Genomic DNA, 15,890 nt, shown 5'->3' with positions numbered 1-15,890 from the left:
CAGCGCAGGCACTGCGATCGCTACCGCGGTGCTTAGTACGCGTTGGGATTGGCCGTGACCGCATCGTCGGTGACCTTGCCCCTGAGCACGCGATACACCCAGCTGGTGTACGCCAGCACGATCGGCATGAACACGGCCGTGGCCAATAACATGATCCACAACGTCAGGCGGCTGCTGGATGCATCCCACACTGTCAGGCTCGCGCTCGGCGTAGTGGAAGAGGGCAGCAGGAACGGGAACAACGCAAAGCCCACCGTGAACACGATGCCGACGATGGCGCTGCCGGAGGCGATGAAGGCCAGGCCGCCGCGCCGCATGCGTAAGCACACCGCGCTCATCGCAAGCCCGACCAGGCCCACCAGCGGCGCCATCAGTGTGGCCGGCATGCTGCTGTAGTTGTGCAACCAGCCGCCCGCGGCGGTGAGCGCAGCGGTCTTGCCGAGCGGGTTGGTGGCCGCATCGGTGGCCAGCACCGAGGTCACCGCGTAGCCGGGCAGGCCCAGCGCCACCCACGCGCCGCCTGCTGCAAACAGTGCCAGCGCACACAGCGCGGCAATGGCGCCGAAACGTGCCGCGCGCTCGGCCACCGGTCCATCGGTCTTGAGCACCAGCATCGCGGCGCCATGCGCGAGCAGCATCGCCACGCTGAGCAAGCCGGCAAGCAATGCGAACGGCGTCAGCAGCCCCAACAGGTTGCCGGTATAGAACGTGCGCATGCTGTCGTCGAAATGGAACAGCACCCCCAGCAGCACGTTGCCGACCGCCACGCCCATGATCAGTGCCGGAATGAAACCGCCGACGAACAACGCCCAGTCCCAGTTGCTGCGCCAGCGCGGACTCACCAGTTTGCCGCGGAACTTGAAACCGACCGGGCGCAGGATCAGCGCGAACAGGATCAGGAACATCGCCAGATAGAACCCGGAGAAACTCACTGCATACAACGGTGGGAACGCGGCAAAGATCGCGCCGCCGCCCAGGATCAACCACACCTGGTTGCCTTCCCAGACCGGGCCGACGGTGTTGATCACCAGCCGGCGTTCGGCATCGTTGTTGGCGACGAACGGCAGCAGTGCGCCCACGCCCAGATCGAAGCCGCCCATCACCGCGTAACCGGACAGCAGTACACCGAGCAGCAGCCACCAGATCACGCGCAGGGTTGTGTAATCGAGCAATACGAAATCCATGATGTCTCTCCTTCGCTTACGGTGCGCTGCCGGCCACGGCACCGGAACTCAGCGGTGCGTGAGGCGAGGTGGCGTGGTCTTGCCGGGCATGCTCGGGTGGGGCGACAGGCAATGCGTTGGGCAGCATTGTCGGGAACAGCATCTCCGGGCCCTTGTTGATGGTCTTCAGCGACAACTTGATCGCAATTACCAGCAGCGTGGTGTACAGCGCGGTGAAGCCCACCAGCGTCATCACGATCTCGTACAGATCCAGCCCCGAGGCGGCGTAGAAGGTGGGCAACACGCCTTCCACCGCCCAGGGCTGGCGGCCGTATTCGGCCACGAACCAGCCGCATTCGATCGCGATCCACGGCAGCGGCAGCGTCCACAGGGCCAAGCTCAGGAACCAGCGTTTTTCCTGGAAGTTGTGCTTGCAGGCAAACCAGAAGGCGACAGCGAAAAACACGATGAGATACATGCCGATGGCGGCCATGATGCGGAAGGTCCAGAACAGCGGCAGCACGCGCGGCACGGTGTCCATCGCAGCCTGGGCAATCTGCTCCGGTGTGGCATTGCCGATATCGTCGCGGTAGCGCTTGAGCAGCAGGCCGTGGCCCAGGTCCTGCCAATGCGCATCGAAGACCTTGCGCGCTTGGGCGTCGTTCTTGTCGGCACGGATGCGTTGCAGTGCGCCGTAGGCGATCTGACCACCGCGGATGCGGTGTTCGGCACGGCCGACCAGTTCGAGAATGCCTGGAACTGGCTCATCCAGCGAACGCGTGGCGATCAAGCCCATCAGGTACGGAATCTTGATGGCGTAATCGTTGCGATGGGTGGTCTGGTTCGGAATGCCGAACGCTGTGAAATCGGCCGGCGCAGCTTCGGTTTCCCACATCGCTTCGATGGCCGCCAGTTTCATCTTCTGGTGTTCGCTGGCGGCGTAGCCGCTCTCGTCGCCCAGCACCACCACCGACAGCGACGACAGCAGGCCAAACGCTGCAGCCACCGCAAACGAACGCCGTGCCATTTCAATATGCTTGCCGCGCAACAGGTAAAACGCACTGATCGACATCACGAAGACCGCGCCCAGCACGTAGCCCGCACTAACGGTATGCACGAACTTGGCTTGCGCCACCGGGTTGAACAGCACCGCCACGAAGTCCACCACTTCCATGCGCATGGTGTCGGGGTTGAACACCGCGCCGGCCGGATTCTGCATCCAGCCATTGGCGATCAGGATCCATAACGCCGAGAAGTTGCTGCCCAGCGCCACCAGCCAGGTGGTGATCAGGTGCTGCACCTTGCTCAGGCGATTCCAGCCAAGGAAGAACAGGCCCAAAAACGTGGCTTCCAGAAAGAACGCCATCAGCCCTTCGATCGCCAGCGGCGCGCCGAAGATGTCGCCCACGTAATGGCTGTAGTACGACCAGTTCATGCCGAACTCGAATTCCATCACGATGCCGGTGCCGACGCCCATGGCGAAGTTGATGCCGAACAGCACACCCCAGAACATGGTCATGCGCCGCCAGATCTGCTTGCCGGTCATGACGTAGACGCTTTCCATGATGCCCAGCAGGAACGACAGGCCCATGGTGAGCGGCGGAAAGATGAAGTGGTACATCGCGGTGACTGCGAACTGCAGCCGCGACAGTTCGACAACTGTCGAGTCGATCATGGCGGGAGGGCCTGGTTGAGGGTCGGTAAGGAATGTGGCGATCATCTGCCGCCAGCGCGCCGGCCGCGTTGATCCAAATCAATGCGGCGCTGAACAGGTGCGTCACACTGTCTATCCCCCACCGGGAGGCGGCGACTTACAATCGCGTGCAATGCGCAGTCTTCAGAAGAGCGACGTGAGCCAGCCCAGCGTGCAAGCCAGCGAAACGCCAGCCCAGCGCCGTCAACGCGGCCACTGGCTGGATGCGCTGGCCGCATCGGCCACGCGCGCGCGTCGGCTTGCCGGCGTGGCGGTGGCGTTGTCGGGTGTGCTGCTGCTTGCGCAATCGGCTGCGATCGCCTGGCTGGTACAGGCGGTGCTGGTGCAGCACCTGGCATTGGCGCAATTGCGCAACGTGGGCGCCGGATTGCTGGTTGCGCTGATCGGGCGCGCGCTCCTCAACGCCTGGGCGCAATCGTTGACCGGTGAAGTGGCCGACGTGGCCAAACGCGAACTGCGCGCGCGTATTGCGCGACGCCTGGTGCAGCACGGGCCGCTATGGCTGCGCCGGCAGCGCAGCGGCGAACTGGGCGAATTGAGCCTGGCGCATACCGATGCGCTGGAAGGCTATTTCGTCGGCTATCAGCTTGCTCGTATCGAAATGTTGCTGGTGCCGCCGCTGATCCTGATCGCGGTGTTTTACGTCGATTGGGTGGTCGGGCTGGTGTTGCTGCTCACCGCGCCGCTGATTCCGTTCTTCATGATGCTGGTGGGGTGGGGCGCCGAGGCCGCAGGGCGCGAACAACTCGGCGAGTTGGCGCGCATGGGCGGGCATTTTGCCGATCGACTCAAAGGACTGGGGTTGCTGCGCGTATACGGCCGCGGCCAGGCCGAACTGCAGGGCATTGCCGCCGCTGCCGAGGGCGTGCGCGAGCGCTCGCTGAACGTGTTGCGCATTGCATTCCTGTCGTCGACCGTACTGGAATTTTTTGCCTCCGTCAGCGTTGCGATCGTGGCGCTGTACTTCGGTTTGAGTTATCTGGGCATGCTCCATCTGCACGGTCTGCCATCGCTGGGTGCGGGCATGTTCTGCCTCCTGCTGGCGCCGGAATTCTTCGCACCGCTGCGGCGCTTGGCCGCGCACTACCATGACCGCGCAAACGCCTTGGCTGCAGTCGCCGAGGCCGAGCGATTGCTGCAGGGCTTCCAGCCGCCTGCCGCTGCGCAGATCGCGGCGCTCCCCGCACGTGCCCTGGAGCCGGCACAAGCGCATGCGCCCTTGTTGCAGGCACGCGGATTGGCGCTGCGTCCTGCCGGCGCGCCGCAGCTGGTGGTCAGGGAGTTTGCGCTGACGCTGGAGCCCGGGCAGCGCGTTGCGGTGATCGGTGCCAGCGGTAGCGGCAAGAGCACGCTGCTGGAAGGGCTCGCCGGTTGGCTTGCACCCGAGGCGGGCAGCGTCGCCGTGCGCCCGGGTGCGCGCATCGGATATGCCACGCAGCGCCCCTATCTGTTTCAGGCCAGCATTGCCGACAACCTGCGCCTGGCCGACCCGCAGGCCAGCGATACGCGCCTGCACGCGGTGGCCGAGGCGGCCCAAGTGCTGCGCTTTACCGCGCACTTGCCGGCCGGCCTGGACACGGTGATCGGCGAGCGTGGCTTCGGTTTGTCCGGTGGCGAAGCCCGCCGCGTGGCGTTGGCGCGGCTGTTGTTGCGCGAGCCGGATGTGTTGCTGCTGGACGAACCCACCGCCTTTCTCGACCCGGATACCGAAGCGGAATTGCTGCGTACGCTGGGCATCTTTGCGCGCGGCCGTGCGGTCGTTCTGGCGACGCACAGCGCTGCGGTGATGCGTTGGGCCGACACGGTCATCGATCTGCGCGGCGCGCCGGTCACGGTGCAGGCACTATGAGCCGCTCCCAGCCCGAGCGTCTGCGCGATGTGTTTGGTCTGCATGCCTGGCGCCTGCTGCTGTCGGCAGGGCTGGTGCTGGTCACCATGCTTGCCGGTGTCGGCCTGCTGGGCTTGTCCGGCAGCTTCCTGACCGCCGCTGCGCTGGCAGGCGTTGCCGGCATGGGGGCCGGCTTCAATTTCTTCTCCCCGTCGGCCGGCATTCGCGCCTTGACCTTCGCGCGTATCGTGTCGCGTTATGCCGAAAAGTTGATCGGGCACGATGCCACCTTGCGCATCGCACGCGATCTGCGGGTGTGGTTCTTTCGCCGCGCCTTGCCGCTGGCGCCTGGGCGATTGTCGGCCACCCGGACCGGTGATCTGCTGGCGCGGCTGATGTCCGACATCGGCGAGGTCGATGGCCTCAGCGTGCGCGCATTGGCACCGCTGGCTGCGTTGCTCGGCATCTGGTTAGGCGGTGTGGTCGCCGCTGCACTGATCTATCTTCCCGCTGCATGCGTGTTGCTGGTACTTGGCGTGCTGATCGGTGGGCTGGTGCCGTGGCAGGTGGCACGCGGCGGCTCACAGCGCGAGCAGTTGCGTGCACAGCAGCGAACCGACTTGCGTACACAAGCCTTCGAAGGGCTGGAGGGCGCAGCCGACCTTGCTGCGATCGACGCGCAGGGCGCCTGGCTGCAGCGCAGCGACGCCGCGGCCGCCGCCGTGACCGGTGGCGATCGCATCCAGCGCAGACGGCTGATCACCGACAACCTGCTGCATGCGCTCTGCGGCGGGCTGGGGCTGGCCGGCATGCTGTGGCTGGCGCTTGGTGCGGCCGAGCGCGGGCTGATCGGCGCCGAGCGTGCTGCAGGGTTGGTGTTTTTGACCATGGCGTTGCTGGAAGTCTGGGCCGGTGCCGGGCTGGCCTTGCAGGCGCTGCAAAGTGCGCGCGTTGCCGCCGGGCGCCTGCAGGCCATCGTCGACCAAGCGCCGTCGGTGAGCGATCCGGCGCGCGCGATCGATGCCCCGCGCACCGGCACGCTGCAATTGCAGCAGGTGTCGTTTGCCTGGCCCGGTAGCGTGCGCCCGGTACTGCATGCGCTCGATCTCACCCTGGCGCCGGGCGAGCGCATTGCCATCAGCGGCGATAGCGGCAGCGGTAAAAGTACATTGTCGGCGTTGATACTGCGCCTGTGGGATCCGCAGGCCGGGCAGCTGCGCTATGCGGGCATCGACCTGCGCCACGTCGCACAGGCGCAATGGCACCAGCGTATCGCCTGGCTGCCGCAGAATGCGCCGGTATTTGCCGGCAGCGTGCGCGACAACCTGCTCATCGGCGACCCTGCTGCCGACGATGCCGCGTTGTGGCGGGTACTCGAACAAGTGCGCCTGGGCGCGTGGGCCAGCGCGAACAACGGCCTGGACACCTGGGTTGGCGAAAACGGCGCCACGCTGTCCGCCGGCCAGGCGCGCCGGCTCGCCCTGGCGCGGGCACTGCTGCGCGATGCCCCGATCCTATTGCTCGACGAACCCACCGACGGTCTGGACGTGGATACCGCCGACGCGCTGCTGCTCGACCTGGCCGCTGCACTGGGCGAACGCTCGCTGGTGATGATCACCCACGACGCGTTACCGCCCGGCGTGGTGCAGCGGCATTACCGGATGCGTGAGGGAAAGCTGGAGTTGCTCGATCAAGACGCATAGCCAATGGCTGCGTTTCTCGAAGGTTGTCACGGGATGAGCGTTGATCACCCCGGCCACACGTTGTTGATCGCGTTCAATCGAATAGCACCGGAAGCGCGGCCATCAGATCGGTCTCGGTCACCGCGAGCAACAGTGCGCTGACATTTAACGCAACCGTGATCCAGAACGTCATCTGGAACGCCGCCTTGCTGCATTTGTGCCGGTAGATTTCCTGCGCCAGCAATGCACCTGGCCAGCCACCGATCAGCGCCAGCAGGTGCAAGCTGGATTCGGGTATGCGCCATTGATTGCGTTGCGCAGCCGATTTGTCCATCGCATAGATCAACAGTGTGAGCAGGCTGGCCGCCGCGTACCAGAGCGGTACGAGCATCGGTATCACGTGCATCAGCGTGGCCGCCGCCAAGGCGAGCATCGATACCGCAGCCAGCGTCTTGCGTGGCAACCCGCTGCGACGCTGTTCGGCTCTGGCGGCGGTGGTACGGTCTGCCCACCGCACTTGCGTGGCATTCAGGCGCTTGTGCGCATCGCGTTCGATCGCGTAGGTGATGATCTCCCCGTCGCGCGGGCGACGGGTCTGCTGTGCAAACGCGCTGATATGGACGAATGCGCGGTCGCCACCACCATTGGGCGTGACGAAGCCAAAGCCCTTGTGATCATTCCAGTCGCTGAGACGTCCCTGATAGCGCATTCGCGTTGCTCCGTTGGATGGTGTGGCGTGCTGATGCGGTGTGCGCGCACATCACGCATCGATTGCTCGGCCGGCAAAACAGCGGTGACGGTCGCCCCAGGTCCAGCAACATCGGCCGAGATCCAGCGGCGCAGCGCGCGGTTCGAGCAGCTCAACAGCCCCGCAAAAAATTGCTCACCGCTGGGCCGAACCGGGCGAAATCGACCAGGAACGCATCGTGGCCTTGCGGCGAATCCAGGCCGATGAAGTGCGCATCGGCACCGCCGGCACGCAAGCCGTCGGCGATCTGTTCCTGCTGCTGCACCGGGAACAGGATGTCGGTATTGGCACCGATCGCCAGCGCACGCGCGATGCGGATACGCGCCAGGCCGGCAAGCACCGCGTCGGCGGTCGAGACGCCTGTCTGCGGCTTGGCGGAGCCAGGCAGGGCATCTGCATGGGGGTGGTCGATGGTAGAGCCGGCAGCGAGTCTTTCCTCGACATACTCGGCCAGGTCGAACCAGTCCATCGAGCGGCTCAGATACAGATAGCAGTTGGGGTCGAAGAAGCGCACGAAGCGGCGCGCGTGGCCTTCCAGATAGCTTTCCACCTGGAATTCCAGCCCGAAAGGATCATCGGCCGCCTGTTCGGAATCCAGCCGCACGCGGCCGAAGCGGCCGTCCCATTCCAGCGCCGAGCGGTAGGTGATCACGCCGAGCTTGCGCGCCATGCGCATGCCCGATTCGGGGTAGCTGGCATCGTCGTAGTGGCCGCCGTTCCAGTGCGGATCCAGCCGGATCGCCTCGCGTTGCAACGAGCGGATCGCGATCGAAAACGGCAATGCCTGTGCGCTGCCGGAGATATTGATATGGCTGCGCGCGACGCCGGGATGACGCAGCAACAGCGCCAGCGCGGTCATGCCGCCCATCGAGTTGCCGATCAGGCAGGCCAGCTGCGCGATACCCAGCGCGCGTACCACATCGGCTGCGGCGTCGGCCACGTCTTCGATCGACAGGTCCGGAAAGGTGAGGCGATACAGCAAGCCGGTGGCAGGGTTCACCGAAGCCGGCCCGGTCGAGCCCTTGCAACTGCCCAACGAATTGACGCACACCACGAACCAGCGTGTGGTATCGATCGGCTTGCCCGGCCCTAGCATTGCGTCCCACCAGCCCGGCTCTGGGTTGGCCTGGTTTGCCGCCGCGTGCGCGTTAGGCGACAGGCCGGTGACGATCAGGATCGCATTGCTGCGGTCTGCTGCCAGCGTGCCCCAGGTCTCGTACGCCACGCGTGCCTGATGCAGCACGCCGCCGCGTTTCATCGGAAACGGTGAGGGCAGGGCGTGGTATAGCGTGCCGGCGGGGATGAATTCAGTCATGGGCCAATTCTATCTGCCATGGCACGCGCCAGTGTGCAGGATGGGAATGGGAAATCCGGAATTGGCTGGAAGCCATGCGCTGCGTGATGCCACTTTGCAGGGCGGCAGACCTGCGGTTTGGCTGCAAGACCCTTGCATGCCCACCAGCGCGGAACGCTGCAATGCGTCCTTGCAAGCGCCTGAGCGACATCCGTGCCGCGACGGTGAGCAGGCAAGGGCCGGTCGAGATGGTCGGTACAGATGATTTGAACATCGCAACCGACCAGGAGCGACCAACAGAACTCCTGCGCAGCCGTCAGGCTGGCGCAGATGGTGTTTGGCATTCTTATGCGGCACTGCGCCGAAGCGTCGCAATGAGACGCAACACGCCATCAGCGGCCGATCACCAGCTCCACTGGCGCGTCCGCAGGCAGTGCGATCGTCACCGGTGCGCTTTCCACGTCGTCGGCCTGACGCATGGCGTTGCCGCTGCGCGACAGCCGGGCCAGCAGCTGTACCTTGTCCAGCGTAGGCATCGGGCTGTCGCCATCGTCCAGCATGATGGTCAATGGAAGCTCGCTCAGCGCGTGTTTTTCCACCGCCACCGGCATCGGCGTGTCGGCCGCGCGCGCGATCACGAACACGCTGGTGTCGCCGGACAATCCGGCGCGCTTGGCGAATTCGGCATCCAGCGTCACGCGCACCTGGATGCGTTTGTCGCTCGCTGCAGCGGCGGTAGGTGCAGCCGGTGCCTGGATCGGCTCGAGCTTGGCGTCCTGTCGGGCTGCATTGATCTGTTCGAGCAGGCCAGGGCGGGTTGCGACATCGACCACGCGCAATAGCGGCTCCCATGTCGCACTGGCCTTGGCCGGCTCACCGGCCTGGCGCTGCACCACCCCCAGGAACCAGCGTGCGCGTTGATGGTCCGGTTGCACCGCCAGCGCGTATTCGAGCAGGCGCATGGCTTCCGGATCCGGGCGACCGCTGTCGTCGGCAAGCATGCGCGCCTGCGCCGCGGCGACCAGCACGTCCGCTTCGTCCGGACGCAGTGCCACCGCGCGTGCGAAGGCATCGCGCGCTTCGGCAAATTTCTGCTGGCTGGACAGCGAGCGCCCCAGCAACACCCAGCCTTCGGCCTGTTCGGGGTTACTGGCCAGCGCCGCGCGCAGCTGCACGATGGCTTCATCCAGCGAACGTGGCGTGGCCGGGCGATTGGTCGGCTGGGTGATGGCGCCTGGCGTGCCGACCAACCAGTACAACGCCGCACTCGCGGCCAGCAGCAACACTGCCACGCTTGCGGCCAGGCCGCGCGCCTCGCGCCACAGCGGGCGCACCACCACGCCGAAGGCCAGCAGCGCAATCACGATCCCCGCGATGACAAAGCCGGCCATCACCACTCCTGCTCATCGGCAGGCATGGCAGGCGCGGCCACGCTGCGTTTGCGTACCACCAGCACAACGGCGCCCGCGCCCAGCAGCAACACCAGCAGCGGACCGAACCATAGCAGCCAGGTGCGCGACTCCACACGCGGACGGTACAGCACGAACTCGCCATAGCGCGCGACCAGGAACTGGCGGATCTGCGCATCGCTGCGGCCTTCGTGCATCAGTGCCAGCACCTCGCGGCGCAAGTCCTGCGCAATTTGCGCGTTGGAATCGGCCAGCGACTGGTTCTGGCATTGCACGCAGCGCAACTCGGCGGTAAGTGCATGAAAACGCGCCTCCTCTTCGGCCGATGCATAGCGCAGCGGCGCCGGGTCGCCGACCGGCTGGGCAACGGCCAGCCAGGGTAGCAACAGCAGCAGGAGCAGCCAGGTGCGCGTCATCGTTTGGCGTGCAGGTCCGGTGCGGCAGTGGGGGAACGCTCGATCTTGCTCAGCGCCGGAATCAACTGGGTGTCGATGATGGATTGGGTCAGCATGCCGCTGTACTTCCAGCGCACCACGCCACGCCCGTCGACCAAGAAGGTTTCCGGCGCGGCGGCGATGCCGAAATCGATGGCGGTGCGGCCATCTTGATCGGCGACCACAAGCAGATACGGGTTGCCGAGTTGTTCGAGCCAGCGCAGCGCATCGTTGCGCTCGTCCTTCCAGTTGTAGCCGATCACGCGCACGCGTTTGGTCAGGGCGAAGCGGCTCAGCACCGGGTGTTCTTCGCGGCAGGCCGGGCACCAGCTGCCCCACACGTTGATGATGTATGGCGCGCCGCGCAATTCGCGCGCATGCACCACGATGGCCGGGTCGTGCAGCAACGGCAGCGCGAATTCCGGCGCTGGTTTGCCGATCAGCGCAGAGGGCAGGGCATCGCGATCGTCCTGACCGGAGCGCACCACCGCATAGACCAGCAGCGCTGCCAGGGCGAGCAGCAGCACGATGGCGCCCACGAGAACCGCAGTGGGCAGGCGGGGCGAACGTGACTCAACCATCTTGGATCTCCGGAGAACGACGAAAACGCCGGTCGGCCGCGGTCACCAGGCCGCCAAGCGCCATCAGCAACGCTCCCAGCCAGATCCAGCGGACGAACGGTTTGAGGTGGACACGCACCGCCCAGGCTTGATTGCCCAGCGGTTCGCCAAGGGCGACATACAGATCGCCAAACGGACCAGGGCGGATCGCCGCCTCGGTCAACGTCTGGCCGCCACTGGCGTAACGGCGCTTTTCGGCATGCAGCGCGCCTACCGGGGCATCGTCCTTGAATACCTGCAGGTTGGCACGGTCGGACACGTAATTGGGCCCGCGCCGTTCTTCGATCCGGTCGAAATGCAGTGCATAGCGGCCGATCTGCACCTGTTGCCCGGGCGCCAGCGCCACTTCGCGCTGCAGGCTCAATCCCTCCACCAGCATGGCACCGGACAGGAACACCGCAACGCCCAGGTGCGCCAGCACCATGCCGAGCATCTCGGCAGTGAATTTGCGCCCCTTGGCCGCCCGTCGCGTCCACAGGAAGCGCGTGGTGCCCAGCAGCACCCAGGCTGCACCGGCGACACCGAAGGCGGCTTTCAATTGTCCCTGCGGCGCGGCGAACCAGGCCAGTACGCCGGCCGCCACCGCCAGACCCGCCCACGGCGCCAGCATCGCCATCGGCCGCGAAGCCTGTTCGCGCTGCCAGCGGGTGAGCGGGCCGAAGGGCAACAGTGCGACCAGCGGCGCCATCAACACCACGAACAAGGTGCCGAAGTAGGGTGGCCCAACCGACAGCTTGCCCAGCCCCAAGGCATCGGCGAGCAGCGGATACAAGGTACCCAGCAACACCATTGCGCAGGCGCAGGTGAGCAACAGGTTGTTCAACAGCAACAAGGTTTCGCGCGAGCTGCCGGCGAATGCGCGACGCGGATCGTCCACCACCGACAGAAGCGGCGCGCGCAACGCATACAGCAGCAACGAACCACCGACCACGGCCAGTAGGAAGACCAGAATGAACAGCCCACGCGACGGGTCGGCCGCGAACGAGTGCACGCTGGTCAGCACGCCCGAGCGCACCAGAAAGGTGCCCAGCAGCGACAGCGCGAAGGCGGCGATTGCCAGCAACAAGGTCCAGCTGGCGAAGCTGCCGCGCTTTTCGGTCACCGCCTGCGAATGCAGCAGGGCGGTGCCCACCAACCACGGCATGAAACTGGCGTTCTCCACCGGGTCCCAGAACCACCAGCCACCCCAGCCCAGCTCGTAGTACGCCCACCAGCTGCCAAGCGCGATGCCGACGGTGAGCATCGACCAGGCGACATTGGTCCACGGCCGCGTCCAGCGCAGCCAGCGCGCATCCATGCGGCCTTCCAGCAGTGCGGCGATGGCGAACGCGAACGGCACCGCAAAGCCGACGTAGCCGCAATACAGCATCGGCGGATGGACGATCAGCCCCGGGTCCTGCAGCAGCGGATTGAGGTCGCCACCTTCCAGCGGCACCGGGAACAACCGCGCGAACGGGTTGGAGGTAAACAGCAGGAAGGCCAGAAACCCAATGCTTACCAGCGCCATGACGCCGAGCACCCGCGCGATCACGTGCGCGGGCAGCTGCCGCGACCAGAGCGCCACCGCGCCGGTCCATAACGCCAGTACCAGCGTCCACAGCAGCAGCGAGCCTTCGTGCGCGCCCCACACCGCCGAATAGCGGTACATCACCGGCAGCAGGCTGTTGGAATTTTCGGCGACGTAGCGCACCGAAAAATCCTGCACCAAGAAGGCGTGCGTCAACACGGCGAAGGCCGATGCGATCAGTGCCAGCTGCACCAGCGCCGCCGGTCGCGCCACGGCCATCCAGCTGCTGCGTCCGCGCTGTGCGCCTGCCAGCGGCACCACGGCCTGCACCAGCGCCACCAGCAGGGCCAGCACCAGCAGGAACGTCCCGAGTTCAGGAAGCATCGGGGCGCCGCGTTGTCGCGCATCGGCCGGTGCGACGACCGCAGGTGCCCTGCAGCGCCAGCATTCCTGCAGCGCCCGCACCTGCTTGCCCACCCACCGCGACGTCGTTGGCCATGCACCTTGCGCGCAAGCCGCCCGCCTGCCGGCATGCAGATGGCCTGATGCACGTCATCAATGCCGCTCTCCAACCTGATCCGCCGCGGCTGGCACATCGTGCTTGCGATGCGCGCTGCCCATCTTGTCGGCGACTTCCTTCGGCATATAGGTTTCGTCGTGCTTGGCCAGCACATCTTCGGCGACGAAGATGCCGTTCTGCATGCGGCCGGTGGCCACCACTGCCTGCCCCTCGCGGAACAGGTCCGGCAGGATGCGGTCGTAACTCACGGGCAATTGCGCATCGCCATCGGTGACGCGGAAGTGTGCTTCCAACGAGCCGGAGGCGCGTTGGAACGAGCCTTTTTCGACCATGCCGCCAAGCCGGAAGCGCGAATGCGCGCCGGCGTCGCCACGCAGCACTTCCGAGGGCGTGTACAGGTAGGCCACGTTGCGTTGCAAGGCCATGGCCACCAGCGTGGTTGCCAGCCCGCCGGCCAGTACCAAGGCCAGCACCAGCCACAGGCGGCGGCGACGTTGCGAGTTCACCGGATCAGCTCCGCATCGCTGGGCACCGCGCGCTTGCGCTCGCGCAGGCGGCGCGCCTGGGCGGTCTTCAGGGCGCGACGCACCTGCCAACGGCCGGCGATCAGATCCCACAGCAGCACCAGCACGAACACCGCGTAAGCGGCGATGACGTAAGGCAGGTAGCTCATGCCGCGCTCTCCTGCGCATCGCGCACGATCCAGGCCTTGCCCGCCTCGCGGCGCAGGTTGTCGGCGCGCGCGCGCGTCAACAGCGACCCGACAAACCAGAACTTGGTACCAATCACCATCAACCACAGCGGCAGCAGCATGCTTGCATCGATCGTGGACGGCCCAAGCAAGCGGATGCTCTGGCCCTGGTGCAGCGAATTCCACCACACCACTGAATAGCGGATCACCGGCAGCAGCGCCACCCCGACGATGGCCAGCAACGCCGCCGCGCGCGCCGCCTGACGGCGGTCGTCGATGGCGTGATACAGGCCGATCACACCCAGATACAGAAACAGCAGGATCAATTCGGTGGTCAGGCGCGGGTCCCAGTCCCACCAGGCGCCCCACATCGGCTTGCCCCAGATGCTGCCGGTCAGCAGGGTGATCACGGTAAACGCAGCGCCGATCGGCGCGCACGCCATCGCCAGGATCTCGCAGATCTTGATGCGCCAGATCAACGCGATGGCCGCGTGCAGCGCCATCAGCCCGAACACGAACAGGCTCATCCACGCGCTCGGCACATGGATATAGAGAATCCGGAAGCTGTCGCTTTGCTGGTAATCGGCCGGCACCGCGAACAAGGCCTGCCAGATGCCCACGCCCAGCAGCAACGCGGCCAGCGCGTAGCACCACGGCGCCCAGCGCGCAGTGAAACGGTCGAAGATCGGGGGCGATGCGAGTTGGTGGAACCAGCGGACGACGACGTTCATGCGATGGCAGTAGCCTTTGGAATGGCATTGGCTCTCGAAACAGCAACAACGCGTTGTGCGGGGCGTGCTATCGACAATGCATCGAGTGCAGCGCTCAACTCAACGAAATGCGGATCGCGGCCGCCGCAGCCAGCGGTGCCAGGACCACGCCGATCACCAGTCCGGCGCCCAACAACAACAACGCACCCACTGCATCCTGCCCTTGTCCGCTGGCCGCCACGCTGCCGGCACCGAACACCAGCACCGGCACGTACAGCGGCAACGCCAGCAACGCCACGAGAATACCAGAGCGTTTCATCGTCACCGTCAGTGCCGCCACCACAGCGCCGAGCAGGCTCAGGAGCGGCGTTCCCAGCGCCAACGATGCCAGCAGCACCGGCAATTGGTCATGCGGCAGGTGCAGCAATTCGCCCAGCAGCGGCGTCACGGCAATCAGCGGCAACGCACTGGTCGCCCAATGCAGCAGCACGCGCACTGCGATCAACCAGGCCAACGGCACCGGTGCCAGCAACCATTGCTCCATCGAGCCGTCTTCCACATCGCTGCGGAACAAGGCGTCCAGCGACAGCAGGCCAGCCAGCAGTACCGACAGCCACAACACCGCCGGCGCGGCCTGCGCGAGCAGGTCCGGGCGTCCGCCCAGTCCCAACGCGAACAACACCACGATCAGCAATGCGAACAGGGCCGGCTGCAACGCATCGCTGCGGCGCCGCCACAGCAGCTGCAGGTCGCGGGCAAGCAGGGCGCGGGCGGCCTGCCAGAGCGAGGGTTGCGGCGAAGGCGTGCTCATGCCGCAGCCTCCAGCGTGAGCATGCGGGTGCGCACCGGCGGCGCTGCATACGCACCGTGCGTGGTGACCAGCGCCGCGCCACCGCCGCGCAGATGCGCAGAGATCATTCGGTTCACCAGGGTGATGCCATCCAGATCCAGATTGGCGTACGGCTCATCCAGCAACCAGAGCGGTGCCGGCGAGAGCCACAGCCGTGCCAGCCCCAGTCGCTTGCGTTGCCCGGCCGACAACTGCCGTACCAATGCATCTTCGTAACCGGCCAGGCCAACGATCGCCAGCGCACTGCCGGGCATCTGCTTGGCGCGGCGGCCATGCAGCCCGCACAGGAAGTGCAGGTTCTCCAGCGTACTGAGGTCGGCCTTCAGACCGGGCAGGTGGCCCAGGTACGCCATGAAGCGGCTGCGGTCGCCACGCTTGGCGGTTTTGCCGTCGATCTGGATCTGCCCGCGCTCCACATGCAGCAGGCCAGCCAGCACGCGCAGCAACGTGGTCTTGCCGGCGCCGTTGTCGCCTTGCACCAGCAACGCCTCGCCGGCATCGACATGGAAATCCAGCGGGCCGAACACCGGCTCCTCGTTGCGGCTGAAGGCCAGCGCGTGCGCTGCCAGCAGCGGCGGCGCGGTGTGCAGCGGTTCGATCATCGGTGCAGCGGGCTCCCGTCGCAGGACGGCATGGGGAAAGGCCGGGGCAGGACGCGCCGGACCGGGCGCGCATTGTAGCGACGATGGTGGCATGGCGGGGACGTCCGCGGCAGCGTCG

General features: G+C 66.0%; 15 protein-coding genes. 2 read left to right on the top strand and 13 right to left on the bottom strand.

The window, feature by feature from the left end:
- Positions 1-32 precede the first annotated feature (32 nt).
- A complete protein-coding gene (gene cydB / locus FLG15_RS11940; RefSeq protein ID WP_150146399.1) occupies positions 33-1,184 on the bottom strand; it encodes a cytochrome d ubiquinol oxidase subunit II in 1,152 nt (383 codons plus the stop codon).
- 16 nt (positions 1,185-1,200) lie between these two features.
- Entirely contained in the window at positions 1,201-2,838 is a 1,638-nt protein-coding gene (locus tag FLG15_RS11935) for a cytochrome ubiquinol oxidase subunit I (protein ID WP_057678284.1), read from the bottom strand.
- A 151-nt stretch (positions 2,839-2,989) separates the two neighbouring features.
- Here FLG15_RS11935 and cydD point away from each other — a divergent pair, with 151 nt between their 5' ends.
- Both cydD and cydC read left to right on the top strand, forming a co-directional pair.
- Entirely contained in the window at positions 2,990-4,726 is a 1,737-nt protein-coding gene (cydD, locus tag FLG15_RS11930) for a thiol reductant ABC exporter subunit CydD (protein WP_150146396.1), read from the top strand.
- Positions 4,723-6,408, top strand: coding sequence for a thiol reductant ABC exporter subunit CydC (gene cydC / locus FLG15_RS11925; protein WP_057678282.1), 1,686 nt, complete (start codon positions 4,723-4,725; stop codon positions 6,406-6,408). Before cydD ends, cydC begins: the two co-directional genes overlap by 4 nt.
- 73 nt (positions 6,409-6,481) lie before the next feature.
- On the opposite strand, the gene FLG15_RS11920 is transcribed toward cydC, so the two are convergent.
- The 11 genes from FLG15_RS11920 to ccmA form a co-directional block, all read right to left on the bottom strand.
- Positions 6,482-7,096, bottom strand: coding sequence for a DUF1294 domain-containing protein (locus tag FLG15_RS11920; protein WP_150146393.1), 615 nt, complete (start codon positions 7,094-7,096; stop codon positions 6,482-6,484).
- 151 nt (positions 7,097-7,247) lie between these two features.
- Positions 7,248-8,450 (bottom strand): homoserine O-acetyltransferase MetX, encoded by a 1,203-nt coding sequence (gene metX, locus FLG15_RS11915; protein WP_057678280.1) that lies wholly within the window; start codon positions 8,448-8,450, stop codon positions 7,248-7,250.
- 371 nt (positions 8,451-8,821) lie between these two features.
- The gene (locus tag FLG15_RS11905) at positions 8,822-9,820 is read right to left on the bottom strand and encodes a tetratricopeptide repeat protein (protein WP_057661531.1); all 999 of its coding nucleotides are present in this window, start codon (positions 9,818-9,820) and stop codon (positions 8,822-8,824) included.
- Entirely contained in the window at positions 9,820-10,254 is a 435-nt protein-coding gene (locus tag FLG15_RS11900; RefSeq protein ID WP_057661533.1) for a cytochrome c-type biogenesis protein, read from the bottom strand. The genes FLG15_RS11905 and FLG15_RS11900 overlap by 1 nt, the downstream gene beginning before the upstream one ends.
- Entirely contained in the window at positions 10,251-10,853 is a 603-nt protein-coding gene (locus FLG15_RS11895; RefSeq protein ID WP_017157799.1) for a DsbE family thiol:disulfide interchange protein, read from the bottom strand. Before FLG15_RS11895 ends, FLG15_RS11900 begins: the two co-directional genes overlap by 4 nt.
- Positions 10,846-12,783, bottom strand: a complete 1,938-nt coding sequence (locus FLG15_RS11890) for a heme lyase CcmF/NrfE family subunit (RefSeq protein ID WP_150146390.1) — start codon at positions 12,781-12,783, stop codon at positions 10,846-10,848. The genes FLG15_RS11895 and FLG15_RS11890 overlap by 8 nt, the downstream gene beginning before the upstream one ends.
- A gap of 171 nt (positions 12,784-12,954) precedes the next feature.
- Positions 12,955-13,425, bottom strand: a complete 471-nt coding sequence (gene ccmE / locus FLG15_RS11885; protein WP_057678279.1) for a cytochrome c maturation protein CcmE — start codon at positions 13,423-13,425, stop codon at positions 12,955-12,957.
- Positions 13,422-13,592, bottom strand: coding sequence for a heme exporter protein CcmD (locus FLG15_RS11880; protein ID WP_008573809.1), 171 nt, complete (start codon positions 13,590-13,592; stop codon positions 13,422-13,424). The genes ccmE and FLG15_RS11880 overlap by 4 nt, the downstream gene beginning before the upstream one ends.
- The gene (ccmC, locus tag FLG15_RS11875) at positions 13,589-14,341 is read right to left on the bottom strand and encodes a heme ABC transporter permease CcmC (RefSeq protein WP_150146387.1); all 753 of its coding nucleotides are present in this window, start codon (positions 14,339-14,341) and stop codon (positions 13,589-13,591) included. Before ccmC ends, FLG15_RS11880 begins: the two co-directional genes overlap by 4 nt.
- Before the next feature lie 94 nt (positions 14,342-14,435).
- Positions 14,436-15,131: a heme exporter protein CcmB gene (ccmB, locus tag FLG15_RS11870; RefSeq protein ID WP_057678276.1), complete on the bottom strand. Its 696-nt coding sequence runs from the start codon at positions 15,129-15,131 to the stop codon at positions 14,436-14,438.
- On the bottom strand, positions 15,128-15,772 hold the full coding sequence (gene ccmA, locus FLG15_RS11865) for a heme ABC exporter ATP-binding protein CcmA (RefSeq protein ID WP_150146384.1): 645 nt from the start codon (positions 15,770-15,772) through the stop codon (positions 15,128-15,130). Before ccmA ends, ccmB begins: the two co-directional genes overlap by 4 nt.
- Positions 15,773-15,890 lie beyond the last annotated feature (118 nt).

Origin of the sequence: Xanthomonas phaseoli pv. dieffenbachiae (assembly GCF_008639345.1) — a bacterium.
GTDB lineage: Bacteria > Pseudomonadota > Gammaproteobacteria > Xanthomonadales > Xanthomonadaceae > Xanthomonas > Xanthomonas phaseoli.
The sequence above is the reverse complement of the archived record's forward strand: the minus strand, read 5'-3'. Positions and strand labels throughout refer to the sequence as shown.

Excerpts from the sequence above, each read along its gene's own strand:
- cydB (WP_150146399.1), bottom strand. The coding sequence starts at position 1,184 with ATGGATTTCGTATTGCTCGATTACACAACCCTGCGCGTGATCTGGTGG.
- FLG15_RS11935 (WP_057678284.1), bottom strand. The coding sequence starts at position 2,838 with ATGATCGACTCGACAGTTGTCGAACTGTCGCGGCTGCAGTTCGCAGTC.
- cydD (WP_150146396.1), top strand. The coding sequence starts at position 2,990 with ATGCGCAGTCTTCAGAAGAGCGACGTGAGCCAGCCCAGCGTGCAAGCC.
- cydC (WP_057678282.1), top strand. The coding sequence starts at position 4,723 with ATGAGCCGCTCCCAGCCCGAGCGTCTGCGCGATGTGTTTGGTCTGCAT.
- FLG15_RS11920 (WP_150146393.1), bottom strand. The coding sequence starts at position 7,096 with ATGCGCTATCAGGGACGTCTCAGCGACTGGAATGATCACAAGGGCTTT.
- metX (WP_057678280.1), bottom strand. The coding sequence starts at position 8,450 with ATGACTGAATTCATCCCCGCCGGCACGCTATACCACGCCCTGCCCTCA.
- FLG15_RS11905 (WP_057661531.1), bottom strand. The coding sequence starts at position 9,820 with ATGGCCGGCTTTGTCATCGCGGGGATCGTGATTGCGCTGCTGGCCTTC.
- FLG15_RS11900 (WP_057661533.1), bottom strand. The coding sequence starts at position 10,254 with ATGACGCGCACCTGGCTGCTCCTGCTGCTGTTGCTACCCTGGCTGGCC.
- FLG15_RS11895 (WP_017157799.1), bottom strand. The coding sequence starts at position 10,853 with ATGGTTGAGTCACGTTCGCCCCGCCTGCCCACTGCGGTTCTCGTGGGC.
- FLG15_RS11890 (WP_150146390.1), bottom strand. The coding sequence starts at position 12,783 with ATGCTTCCTGAACTCGGGACGTTCCTGCTGGTGCTGGCCCTGCTGGTG.
- FLG15_RS11880 (WP_008573809.1), bottom strand. The coding sequence starts at position 13,592 with ATGAGCTACCTGCCTTACGTCATCGCCGCTTACGCGGTGTTCGTGCTG.
- ccmC (WP_150146387.1), bottom strand. The coding sequence starts at position 14,341 with ATGAACGTCGTCGTCCGCTGGTTCCACCAACTCGCATCGCCCCCGATC.
- ccmB (WP_057678276.1), bottom strand. The coding sequence starts at position 15,131 with ATGAGCACGCCTTCGCCGCAACCCTCGCTCTGGCAGGCCGCCCGCGCC.
- ccmA (WP_150146384.1), bottom strand. The coding sequence starts at position 15,772 with ATGATCGAACCGCTGCACACCGCGCCGCCGCTGCTGGCAGCGCACGCG.